Genomic DNA, 12,555 nt, shown 5'->3' with positions numbered 1-12,555 from the left:
GCACTATGCGCTGTTACCCGAACAATAGGACATAGTTGCTGTCCCGACTAGGCCGGGGCAACACCGAAACGTCGATAAGTGTTTGCAACAGGGGACTTAACCGGCAGCAAGCCGAAGACAGAGCTTAGAAAAACTCGAGGCTGACCCGGAACATCTGCTCGACCTGCCGGACGCGGCTCGCAATCGCGAATATTACGATACGGTCTTGCGCCTGGATCTGGATATTGCCATCCGGGGTCAGCACTTTCCCATCCCGGAAAACCGCTCCAACACGGATTCCGGACGGCAGGTCGATGTCCCTCAAGGGCCTGCCAACGAGCGGCGATGTATCCAGGGCTTCCGCTTCGACCACTTCGGCCGCCCCGTTTTGCAGCGAATGAACGCCACGGATACGGCCACGCCGGACATGCTGCAGGATACGGGAAATCGTGACTGCGCGCGGATTGATGAAAGCATCAATCCCCAGAGCATTGGCAAAGGCTGGATAACTTGGATTGTTGAGCAGCGACAGGTTGCGGCGGCAGCCGAGTTTTTTGGCCATGACAGAGGCCAGGATGTTGACCTCATCCTCGTTGGTCAGCGCCACCATTGTGTCGGCGTCGCCCACGTCCGCTTCATTCAATATGGTCTGGTCAAGCGCGCTGCCATGCAGGATGACTGAACGCTTCAGATCGTCGGCAATGGCTATAGCACGCTCACGCGAGGCCTCAATCAGTTTGATTTTGGTCTTGCTCTGGCGGCTTTCGAGCGCCCGAGCGACATAAAGACCGATGTTGCCACCGCCCGCAATCACCACCCGGCTGGCTTCGGGCTCTTCATGGCCGAAAATGCCGAGGGTCCGGCGTACCTGATCCCGCCGTGCAACCACATAGGCCAAATCGCCTTCCATGATGGTGTCGGAACTCTTGGGCACGAAAAGTTTGCCATTTCGGAAGATGCCGACGACCACAGCGCCGAGATCCGGAAACAATTCGGTCAGCTGGCGCAGCGGCGTGTCGACCACCGGACAGTCTTCCTCACACATGATCCCGACAACCACCACCTGATCATCGGCAAAGCGCACCGTTTCGACCGCTCCGGGCAAAGAAAGGCGCCTCAGGACCATTTCGCCAACCTCGATCTCCGGCGAAATGATCACATCGATGGGAAGGTTTTCGCGCGAAAACAGATTCCGGTATTGCCCGGTGAGATAGCTTTGTGCCCGGATGCGCGCGACTTTGGTCGGCACATTGAACAGGGAATGCGCAACCTGACAGGCGACCATGTTGACTTCGTCGTAAAGCGTCACCGCCACGATCATGTCCGCTTCCTTGGCGCCCGCCTGCGCAAGAATGTCCGGATGGGCGCCGTGGCCGACAAAACCGCGCACATCAAGCTGATCGCCGATGGCATTGATCAGCTTGGGTGAAGAATCGATCACCGACACGTCGTTTTGTTCGGCAGCAAGGCGCTCGGCAATCCCGTAGCCAACTTGCCCGGCCCCACATATGACGACTTTCATCGGCCCAACCTCAACTTGCTTTCGCGTTTGTCATCCGCTCGTACACCCATGGCGCGGATTAGGAAAGACCCAGCGACTTGAGCTTGCGGTGCAGGGCAGAGCGCTCCATGCCCACAAATTCCGCGGTTCGGGAGATGTTTCCGTCAAACCGCTTGATTTGAGCCTGAAGATAATCGCGTTCGAAAATCTCGCGGGCTTCGCGCAGGGGCACCGACATCAAATGTTCACCGCCGCCCGTGGTCGGCAGATTGGGCAGCATTGAGCCGATTTCCGCCGGCAAGAGATCAGCGGTGATCACGCTGTCAGGTTCACCGCGGCTGAGGATCAGGAGACGCTCAACATTGTTGCGCAGCTGCCGGACATTTCCGGGCCAGTCATGTGTCTGCAGAACAGCCATGGCATCGTCTCCGATCGGCCGGAGTGGAATACCGGACGCGGATGAAATTTGCTCCATGAAGAAACCAACCAGAGTTGGAATATCCTCGCGGCGCTCTGCAAGGCCCGGGACGTATAGTGGGACCACTCCAAGCCTGTGGTAGAGATCCTGACGGAACAGGCCGGCGGAGATGTGTTCTTCCAGGTTCTTGGCGGTGGAAGACAGGATCCGGATATCGACCTGCACCTTGCTGGCCCCGCCAACGCGGGTGAAGCTCTGATCAACCAGGACCCGTAAAATTTTGCTCTGGGTTTCGGCCGGCATATCGGCCACTTCGTCGAGATACAGCGTGCCGCCATGGGCCTCCTCGAACGCGCCGACTTTCTTCAAGTTGCCACTCTCATCCTCGACACCAAACAGCTCCTCCTCCATTCTGTCTGGCGTGATTGTGGCGGCATTGATGACCACAAACGGGCTCTTGGCGCGCGGTGACAAGGTATGGATCTGACGCGCGGCCAATTCCTTGCCGGCGCCCGAAGGCCCGGTGATCAGGATCCGGCTGTTGGTGCCGGCGATTTTCTGGATCGTGCTGCGCAAATTGTTCGCCGCGCTGGACTCGCCGATCAGCTCGCTGACATCACCGCTGCGCTGTTTCAGATCCCGGATTTCGCGCTTGAGGCTCGAAGCTTCCAGTGCCCGCTCGACGATGTGGATCAGACGGTCGGTCTTGAACGGCTTTTCAATGTAGTCATACGCGCCGCGTTTTATGGCAGAAACCGCTGTCTCAATGTTGCCGTGGCCGGAAATGATCACAACCGGCAGATCCGGATCGGTTTCCTTGATCACGTCGAGTACGGCCAGACCATCCAGCCGGCTTCCCTGGAGCCAGATATCCAAAATCACGAGGGACGGCCGCCGCTCCTTGATCGCCGCGATCGCCGTATCGGAATTGCTTGCCGTGCGTGTGCCGAAGCCCTCGTCATCCAGGATTCCCGCGATCATCTCGCGAATATCGGCTTCGTCATCTACGACCAGAATATCATGCGCCATGAAGTTCTTCTTCTTCGTTCTTGTCTGTGTCAGCTGCGTCTTCTGTTTGCGCAGCCATGGTCAGGCGCACCAAGGTTCCGGTGCCGCCCTCTGCGACCTGGGGAGCATCAAGCAATTCAATGCCGCCGCCATGGTCCTCCAAAATCTTCCGGACGATCGCAAGACCAAGGCCAGTTCCCTTCTCGCGGGTCGTCATATACGGCTCCAACAACCGGCTGCGGTTTTCGGCCGGCAGACCGACCCCGTTGTCGATCACATCAATGAAAATCCGTTCGCCATCCCTATAGAGCATGACTTTGATATGGCCGGGCGGGAAATCGCCTTCCGGACGGCCGGTAATCGCCTCGGTCGCGTTCTTGATGACATTTGTCAGGGCTTGTCCGATCAGCCGCGGATCAAAGACAATGTCCAGCCGGTCCTCCGGCAGTGTTGTTTCGATCTTGATGTTTTCATTTGCGACCGTCTGCATAAACGCCGCTTCACGCACCGAATTGCGCAAGTCTCCGAGCACCTTCTTCGGCTTGCGCATGCGGGCGAAGGATGAGAACTCATCAACCATCTGCCCGATATCCCCCACCTGACGGATGATGGTGTCGATACACTGATCAAACACGGTTCGGTCGTCCTCGACCTGACGGCCATACCGGCGCCGTATCCGCTCGGCTGAAAGCTGGATCGGGGTCAACGGGTTCTTGATCTCATGGGCGATCCGCCGGGCCACATCGGCCCAAGCCGAGTTGCGCTGTGCCGAAACGAGATCTGTGATATCGTCTATGGTAACCACATAGCCGTGCTCCCTGCGGGTCGACTGTTCTGTGGTGATCCGGACATTGACTGTTCTGATCCGGCCTCCGCGGCTGATATCAACCTGGGTCTCCTGAACCCGTTCACTGTCGCGCTCCAGCCAAATGGAAAGCGTTTCCCTGAGTTCCGGAATGACTTCGCCGAGCGGTTTGTGAAGAATTTCAACCTCGTTCACGCCAAGCAGTTCCTGAGCCGACTTGTTCGCCAGCATGATCGACGCTTCGTCGTCGATCCCTATCACACCCGTTGACACTCCGGAAAGCACCGCCTCGTTGAACCGGCGCCGCCGGTCGATCTGCTCATTGGCGGCCAGCAGAGCATCCCGCTGGCCAAGCAGCTGACCGGTCATTTTGTTAAAGGTTGACCCCAGATTGGCGAGATCACCGCCGGACTTTTCGGTCTCGACTTTGACCGCCAGGTTGCCCTTGGACACTTCGTCTGCCGCAGAAATCAGCGTCCGGATCGGCGCAACGAGCCGGTTGGCAAAGCCGAATCCCAACCAGATTGCCGACAACAGAAGAACAAGCGCGACACCGAGATAAACAAGTGCAAAGGCAACCTGGACACCGAACCGGCTGTTCTCAAGATCGGAATACTCGTCTTCGCCGGCTTCGGCCAGGCGCAGGTATTCAACAACCCGCGGGTCCATGGCCCTCGTAGCGTAAAGATAAAAATCGTCATAAGCAGAGAGCTTCATGACGCCGCCGACAAAATTGGAACGCCCGGGCGCAATCAGGATGGGCTCACCGGACACAGCCTTGCGCAAACTGTCAGGCGGCGCGGCTGGAATATTCGCATTTGGATCCAAGATGACACGCGTGACAACAGTCCCGTCACCATTCACGATATAAGCTGCCAAAAGTCCTCTCACCGAGGCTTGCGCAGAAAAGAAGCTGTCGAACCGGCTCGGTTCGAAATCGTAAACGGCGCGCGCCCGGTCAATGTCATTTGCCATGGCAATGATATCGCCCTGCAGAACGCGGGCGTGCTCTTGCAAATATGCCTGAGCGACCGTTAGTGAATTGTCGATGATTTGCCGGGTGCGGTCCTCGAACCAGCGGTCGAGACCACGGTCCAATGTAAAAGTCGCCAGCATCGCCATCAAAATCGCGGGAATGGCAGCAACAACACTGAACAGCGCAACAATTCGGACATGGAGGCGTGCAGCTGCCCTGCCCTTGCGCCGCGCGGTCCACAGTTTTCCGATTTCCCAAGCGATCGAGATCATGAGGCAAAGCGCCAGCAAGCCGTTGACGGTCATGGCTGCAAAGGCGACATCTCGCGTCGGTGCGATGGGTGTCATGCCCATAAGGATCGCAAATGTCACGCCGATCGACACAAGTGCGACGATCATGATCGCCAAACCGACGCGTCTGCCAAGTTTCCCGCTGGAGACCTGAGTAACCCCTCCGGTCTGTACGCTGCTGAGAATCATAAAACCCCGTAAGCCGCAAAATGACCCGGCTGCCGCACAGCTTTGAGCCACAAAACTGCGGCAGGTTTACCACACAATGTTGCGAAATTGCGACATAACCCGATCCAGAGGGGAGCTCTGAGTGCAATTAGATGGGGAAACAACAGCGAACCGAAACCACACGCGCCGAGTTAATGCCTTTAGGGGAGATTTCGCAGCCCACCGGATTTTGGAGGCAGGCGCCCGGTGCAAGCGGGATTTTCAGCAACGCTGTCCACCTGTACGTTTCGGGTCCGGTGGTCAGCTGAAGCAGGTGTCCGGCGCGGGCGCTGTCACAACCGGCCGGACACCACTTCTCTCAGTCGTAGCGCAACTCCGTCGCTTTGCCACGAAACACGGTATAGGCCAGGATCGTGTAGCCAATGATCACCGGCAGCACGAACAACGCGCCCAGCAGAATGATGAACAGGCTTTCGGGCGCGCTGGCGCTTTCGTACAGCGTAAGCTGTTCCGGCACGACATACGGATAGAATGAATAGGCCAAACCGGCGAAAGCCAGGCAAAACAGTATGGCCGTCGCGCTGAAAGGTACCCAGTTCCAGCGGTCTTCCTTGGCGGGCAGGTGCTTGAGCGCAGTCCACAGAATGAACACCAGCAAAGCGGACATCAGCGGCAATGGAGCAAGCAGTATGATCGATGGGAACGAGAACCATTTTTCGAAAATCCGCTCGCTGACAAACGGACTTGCGAGCGAAATCGCGCCAAGGCCAATCATGACGCCCCACAAACGGCGGCGGGCCCAGGAGACTGCTTTCAGCTGAAGTGCACCTTCCGTTTTGATGATCAGCCAGGTGGCTCCGATGAAACCGTATCCTGCGGTCAGACAAATTGCCGTCAAGATGCCAAACCCGACGGTCATGGGCGTTTGCTGCAACCCCATGATGTAAATGCCGAGCATGTATCCTTGAGCCAGCGATGCCGACAGCGAACCGCTGAAAAACGCCAAGTTCCAACGTTCCTTGTGAACGCCGGTTGTCTTGGCACGGAACTCGAATGCGACGCCACGCAAAATGAGACCGATCAGCATCACGGCCACGGGCAAGTAGAGCGCGGTCAGGATCGTGCCATGTGCCGCCGGGAAGGCGACAAGAAGCAATCCGACCGCAAGCACAAGCCAGGTCTCGTTGGCATCCCAGAACGGGCCGATGGCGGCCACCATACGGTCTTTCTCGTCCGCGCTTGCCATCGGGAACAATATCCCGACGCCAAGGTCAAACCCATCCAGGATAACATAAACGAGGATTGACACACCCATCAGCGCGGCAAAGGCAAGCGGCAGCCAGACAGTTGGATCTCCAAACAATTCCATCTCTCTACTCCGCCGGCACGAGGGCGACTTGCGCAGCACCGGAGTGCGGGCGCTCATCCGACTTGGATGATTTGTGCGCGAGGCGGAAAATCACCGTGATGTAGGCAACCAGCAAGACTGCATAGACCACCAGATAGGCGGCAAGGGTTGTGGCGACCATCGGCGCCGGTACATCCGCGACAGCGGCCTCCGTGGTCAGGACCCCTTGGACGAGCCAGGGCTGACGGCCGATCTCCGTTGTGTACCAGCCCGCAAGCGTCGCAATCCAGCCGGAGAATGTCATGGCCACAAGACCGCGCAGGATCCACGGGTTCAGGTTATCGACGCCCTTTGACCGGCGCAAAGCAATCAATGTGCCCCAGCTGGCAAGCAGCATCAAAACGCCTGTTCCGACCATCACGCGGAAGGACCAGAATACCGGGCTGACAGGTGGATGCAGCGCGGTGCCGTCTTCGGCGTAAAAGTCATTAAGACCCGGCACAATGCCATTTGGATCATGCTTCAATATCAGGGATGCCCCGCTAGGTATGCCGATCTCGAAGCGGTTCTCGCGCGCCTCTTCGTCCGGCAGGGCAAACAGCAAGAGCGGCACGTTCGGCCCTGTGTTCCAGTTGCCCTCCATCGCAGCCACCTTCTGTGGCTGGTGCTCAAGCGTGTTGAGACCATGCATGTCGCCCGCATAAATCTGGAGCGGAATGAGGATGGCAGCCATCCAAACGCCCGTCTTAAGAGTGAGGCGCACGCCTTTGGACGTGTCACCGACGAGCCGGCGGTAGGCCGAAACGCCGACGATCAGAAACGCAACCGTCAAACCACTGGCAAGCAGCATGTGGACCAGCCTGTAGGGCATGGACGGGTTGAAAATGATTGCCATCCAGTCGGTTGCATGGACGACGCCGTCGCGCAGCTCAAATCCGGCAGGTGTGTGCATCCAGGAGTTCAGCACAAGAATCCAGAACGCGCTGATGGTCGTCCCGAATGCCACGAGAAACGTTGCAAGCGTGTGGAGCCAGTTTGGAACCTTGCGCGCGCCGAAGAGCATGATGCCGAGGAAGGCCGCCTCCAAGAAAAACGCGGTCAACACTTCGTAGGCCAGCAGTGGTCCGGCCACGTTGCCGACCGTCTCCATGAAGCCCGGCCAGTTGGTGCCGAACTGGAAACTCATTGTGATGCCGCTGACCACGCCTAGTCCAAAGGACAGCGCGAAAATCTTCACCCAGAACTGATAGGCCGCCATCCAGCGGTCATCGCCGGTCGCGTTGAACCGCAGTTTGAAAAACAGCAGCACCCAGCCAAGGGCGATCGTGATGGTTGGAAACAGAATGTGGAACGATATGTTCGCCGCAAACTGGATCCGGCTCAGAAGCAGCTCTTCCATAGCTCACCTCATAAAGAAGAAGATGAACATGGATATGGGGTTTTACCTATGGCCCGCAACGCAAATCGGACAGCATGCGGCGCCATGCCCTGCGGCAGCCGGTCACAGGCGCCAACCTATGCTTTTCAATGGGTTAACAGACAGCTCACCACCGGCAAAAACATCAGAACCTCCCCGCCTCCGCCGCAGCAATCAAATGTTCACTTGGTGCCTCCGCAAGGCCTGCTTCAAACAAGCGGCGAATTTTGCCGACTGCGGCGGAAAGACCGCCTTGCTGGGCATCGTACATCAAGCCACCGCGCCAGCGCGGGTGCCCGTACCCGTGGATCTTGACCAGATCAATATCGGTCGCAGATGCGGCAATGCCCTCATCCAGAATGCGCGCGCCTTCGTTGACCATCGGAAGGAGAACAGCATCGGCCAGCGAGACGCCGTCCGGCAGCTCTGCTCGCCCTTGCTCATTTCGGATTTCTGCGACGATGCCGGCCACGATATTCGACGGCATAGGGTGCCGCGAACCGTCCTGATAGTCATACCAGCCGCCTCCGGTTTTCTGGCCGAGCCGGTTATCCGCCACCAGACGATCAGCGATCGGCGCAAACACCGTTTCACCCCGCGCACGGGCCGCTTTTCTTTGAAAGGCTGCAATATCGAGCCCGCCCAGATCCTGAGCCGCGAATGGCCCCATCGGCAAGCCGTAGTCTTTCAAGGCCGCATCAATTTCGGCAGGACTGACGCCGGTGAGAAGCAGCTTTTCTGCCTGTGCACGCGTCACCTTCAAGATACGATTGCCAATAAATCCGTCGCAGATACCCGAGCGCACAGGCACTTTGCGCAAGCTCTTGGCCAGCGCAAAGCCCGCCGCCAGAGTGTCCGGCGCCGTAGCACGGGTTGGAACGATCTCCAGGAGCTTCATGATGTTGGCAGGGCTGAAGAAGTGAAGCCCGATGCCTCTGTCCGGATTGGGCAGCTGTGCAAAAATGTCCTCGGGGTTAAGATAGGAGGTGTTGGTGGCCAAGATCGCGTCTTTTCGACAGCTCTCCGCCAATCCGGCAAAGACCGCGCGCTTGACATCCAGATCCTCAAACACCGCCTCAACGACCAGATCGGCCTCAGAAAAATCAGCGACATCCGTTGTACCGGAAACACCGGCCATGCGCACAGCAGCCTCGTCGGCGCTTAACCGGCCACGTTTCACAGAGGCCGAAAAAATACTTTCAATCCGGGCCATGCCGGCGGCAAGGGCTTGCGCGTCCCTCTCCTGCAAGACGACGTTGATTCCTGCATCGCGCATTGCAGCGGCGATCCCCGCACCCATTGTACCGCCGCCCACAACACCTGCCGTTTTGACGGGCTTCGGAAAAACACCTTGCAAATCCTCAGGCTTGAGCGCGGCGCGTTCTGCAAAAAAGACGTGCCGAAGAGCCTTTGCCTGATTGGAATTCCGAAGATCCAGAAAAGTCTCGCGTTCATAGGCCACTGCTTCATCGGCAGACGCGGTGGCGGCCTTTCTTAGACAGGCCAATGCCCGAACAGGCGCATGTGCGCCCTTCGCTGATTTTTCGACCTCTTTTTCAATTTTTGTCCAATTAGTTACAAAGCTTTCTTCAATTCTTTTATCAGACACCGCACCTGGCCTTGACGCGCTGAGTGTTCGTTTTGCGAAGGCGATCGCCTGGCTCTGAAAATCGCCGGAGAGGACTTCGTCAATCAGACCGAGCCGGACAGCTTCCGCCGCTTTCACCGGCTTTCCGCCAGTCACCAAGGCGATCGCCGCCTTGATGCCGATAAGCCGTGGCGTGCGCACCGTGCCGCCCGCACCCGGGATGACCCCGAGGGAGACTTCCGGTAGGCCGAGAGATGCCGCCTCATCCGCGACCCGCCACGCACAGCCCATCGCGACTTCAAGACCGCCACCGAGGGCGGTGCCGTGAATTGCCGCAATCCAAGGCTTTTTCGCGCGTTCAATACGGCCAACCACATCAGGTAAATGCGGTTCGACCGGCGCCTTGTCGAACTCGGTGACATCGCCACCGGCAATAAAGGTCCGGCCAGCACATCGCAGCAGAACAAGCGAAACAGCATCATCCGCATCAAGCCGCTCAACCGCTTCCCAAAGTCCCTTGCGCACTGCTTGGGACAGAGCGTTTACGGGTGGATTATCAACCGTAATAATCGCTATTTTATCATTTATTTCAATATTTATAGGCATTTTTTTAAACCAAAATCTTAATGACCGAGATACGCTTCCCGGATCCGGGGATCTGCAATCAACTCCTTGGCAGACCCGGAAATGGTTACCCGTCCCGTTTCCATGACATATCCGCGGTCGGCGATCGAGAGCGCGCCGAATGCATTTTGTTCCACCAGCAGAACGGTCACATCGAGAGCCTTCAGGCCCTTCACGACGTCGAAAATTTGTGCGACCAGGATCGGTGCAAGGCCCATGCTCGGTTCGTCGAGCAAGAGACACGCCGGCCGGCCCATGAGCGCGCGTGCGATCGCCAGCATTTGCTGCTGGCCTCCGGACAGGCCACCCGCGTTCAAATTGCGCTTTTCCTTTAACACCGGAAACATCTGGAACGCCTCCGCCATGTCCTGATCCACACGCGCGTCGGTGAATAGAAAGGCACCAAGCCGCAGATTTTCTTCAACAGACAGGTTTGTGAAAATTTGACGTCCTTCCGGAGACTGGGCGAGCCCGCGCTTGAGCCGTTTGTGCCCCGGAACGTGGGTCATGGTTTCACCGCGAAACGAAATGCTGCCACCGATCACCGGCTGGACGCCCGACAAGCATTTGAGCAAGGTGGTTTTGCCCGCGCCGTTTGCGCCAACAACCGTGACGATCTCGCCGGACGACACACTCAGGTCGATACCGTGCAGAACCTCGATGCGGCCATAGGCTGATTTGAGCGCCTTGATCTCAAGCATGCTCGCTCTCCTGCGCCGCCGCTGTTCCCAAATAGGCCGCAATCACATCCGGATTTCGGCTCACGGTTTCCGGGTCGCCCTCCGCGATTTTTTCACCATGATCCAGCACAACGATATGGTTTGAAATGCGCATCACAAGCTTCATGTCATGCTCGACCAAAAGGATCGCAACTCCGGATTTGGCGACCTCGGCAATCAGCTCATCGATCTCCTCGGTTTCCACCGCATTGCAGCCTGCCGCCGGTTCGTCCAGCAGCAGAATCTTGGGCGACAGGGCCAGCGCGCGGGCGATTTCAAGCCGTTTCAAGGCCCCGTATGAGAGGCTTCCCGCTTCCGCCCCGGCCGCACGCTCAAGCCCGACGCGTGCGAGCAGCACCTCCGCTTTGGCGCGAACAGTGCGGGCGCGTTTTCGCGAGCCCGGCAGAGCAAACAGATCGCTCAAAACGTTGCCGCTTTCTTCCAGATGAAATCCCGCAACGACGTTTTCCAAAACGCTCATGTGCTGAAATATCTGCAGATTCTGGAACGTTCGCGACAATCCCAGACGCGCGAGGAGATGCGGCTCCATGCCGGTGACATCCTGCCCGGCCAATGTCACCCGGCCGGCCTTTGGCAGGTAAATGCCGGAGATCATGTTGAACAATGTTGTTTTGCCGGCCCCATTCGGCCCGATGACCGAGACGATTTCGCCGGGTTCAACCTTGAAACCGACATTATCGACTGCCTTGAGGCCACCGAATTCGATGCCTAGGCCATCCACTTGAAGAAGGCTCATTGCTCCCTCCCCTTGATCAGCTTGGCAAGCGACGGCAACAAGCCATCCCGCAGAAAAATCATCACAAGCATCATCACCAGCCCGAGCACCGCATACTCATATTCTGCAAAAACGGTCAGCACCTGCGGCAGGGTCGTGAGAATGGCGGCTCCAAAAATCGCGCCGAGCACGGACCCGACACCGCCAAGAACCGCCATGGTGACCATCTCGACCGAATGCAGGAAGCCGGCGACCTCCGGGGTGATAAAGCGGTTCTGCAGCGCTAGCAGTGAGCCGGAGACCGAGGCAAACACCGCGGATATGACGAAGGCCTGCAGCTTCAACCGGGCAACATCGACACCGACGGTGCGCGCTGCCACCTCGGATCCGTGTAGCGCCCGCAGTGCCCGCCCGGTCGGGCTGTCATGCAGGTTAAGTGCAAGCCAGGCGCCGATCAAAAGGCATATTCCGGTCAGCACATACCAGAGCTCGGAGCCCTTTACCCGGAATCCCATTTCGCGCAGCAGGCCGCGTATGCCGAGATCTGCCACGCGAATCCCGTCAGGACCGCCCGTGATTTGCGCTTCATTGGTCAACAGCATCGCGACCAGGATGCCGAATCCTAGGCTCGCAACGCCGAGATAGTAGCCCTTCAGTCTCAGGATCGGCCTGCCTACCAAAAAGGCTATGGCGCCAGAGAGAAGCGCGCCGATGATGAGAGCCAATCCCGGATGAACACCAAGATAGACGGGTGCCAGAGCACAGGCATAAGCGCCGATACCCGCAAATCCGGCATGACCAAGGCTTACCTGTCCCGCATATCCGGTCAGGATGACAATCCCGGTCACGGCCAAACCATTGATAAAAATCAGAGACCCGACCCGGAAGTAGTAGGAGGACGGGAAAAAGAACGGCGCAACAATGATAATGACCGCCAGCACAAGCAGCGTCGTGTGTTTGGAACCCAGTTTCATGAGA

General features: G+C 58.0%; 9 protein-coding genes. All 9 read right to left on the bottom strand.

Annotation, left to right across the window (positions count from 1 at the left end; all coding sequences use genetic code 11):
• Positions 1 to 124: 124 nt before the first annotated feature.
• The 9 genes from trkA to JM93_RS02430 all read right to left on the bottom strand — a co-directional run bounded on the left by trkA (position 125) and on the right by JM93_RS02430 (position 12,551).
• Positions 125 to 1,501, bottom strand: a complete 1,377-nt coding sequence (gene trkA, locus JM93_RS02470; RefSeq protein ID WP_145340470.1) for a Trk system potassium transporter TrkA — start codon at positions 1,499 to 1,501, stop codon at positions 125 to 127.
• Positions 1,502 to 1,559: 58 nt separating this feature from the next.
• The gene (gene ntrX / locus JM93_RS02465; RefSeq protein WP_145340469.1) at positions 1,560 to 2,927 is read right to left on the bottom strand and encodes a nitrogen assimilation response regulator NtrX; all 1,368 of its coding nucleotides are present in this window, start codon (positions 2,925 to 2,927) and stop codon (positions 1,560 to 1,562) included.
• Positions 2,917 to 5,166, bottom strand: a complete 2,250-nt coding sequence (locus JM93_RS02460) for a sensor histidine kinase NtrY-like (RefSeq protein WP_145340468.1) — start codon at positions 5,164 to 5,166, stop codon at positions 2,917 to 2,919. The genes ntrX and JM93_RS02460 overlap by 11 nt, the downstream gene beginning before the upstream one ends.
• Before the next feature lie 337 nt (positions 5,167 to 5,503).
• Positions 5,504 to 6,514 (bottom strand): cytochrome d ubiquinol oxidase subunit II, encoded by a 1,011-nt coding sequence (locus JM93_RS02455; protein WP_145340467.1) that lies wholly within the window; start codon positions 6,512 to 6,514, stop codon positions 5,504 to 5,506.
• A gap of 4 nt (positions 6,515 to 6,518) precedes the next feature.
• A complete protein-coding gene (locus JM93_RS02450; protein ID WP_145340466.1) occupies positions 6,519 to 7,892 on the bottom strand; it encodes a cytochrome ubiquinol oxidase subunit I in 1,374 nt (457 codons plus the stop codon).
• Positions 7,893 to 8,055: 163 nt separating this feature from the next.
• Entirely contained in the window at positions 8,056 to 10,104 is a 2,049-nt protein-coding gene (locus JM93_RS02445) for a 3-hydroxyacyl-CoA dehydrogenase NAD-binding domain-containing protein (protein ID WP_145340465.1), read from the bottom strand.
• 17 nt (positions 10,105 to 10,121) lie between these two features.
• Positions 10,122 to 10,823: an ABC transporter ATP-binding protein gene (locus tag JM93_RS02440; protein ID WP_145340464.1), complete on the bottom strand. Its 702-nt coding sequence runs from the start codon at positions 10,821 to 10,823 to the stop codon at positions 10,122 to 10,124.
• Entirely contained in the window at positions 10,816 to 11,598 is a 783-nt protein-coding gene (locus JM93_RS02435) for an ABC transporter ATP-binding protein (protein WP_145340463.1), read from the bottom strand. Before JM93_RS02435 ends, JM93_RS02440 begins: the two co-directional genes overlap by 8 nt.
• Complete coding sequence (locus tag JM93_RS02430) at positions 11,595 to 12,551, bottom strand: branched-chain amino acid ABC transporter permease (RefSeq protein WP_145340462.1); 957 nt, start codon at positions 12,549 to 12,551, stop codon at positions 11,595 to 11,597. Before JM93_RS02430 ends, JM93_RS02435 begins: the two co-directional genes overlap by 4 nt.
• Positions 12,552 to 12,555 lie beyond the last annotated feature (4 nt).

The sequence above is a fragment of the Roseibium hamelinense genome, from assembly GCF_007830545.1.
Classification (GTDB): domain Bacteria; phylum Pseudomonadota; class Alphaproteobacteria; order Rhizobiales; family Stappiaceae; genus Roseibium; species Roseibium hamelinense.
The sequence above is the reverse complement of the archived record's forward strand: the minus strand, read 5'-3'. Positions and strand labels throughout refer to the sequence as shown.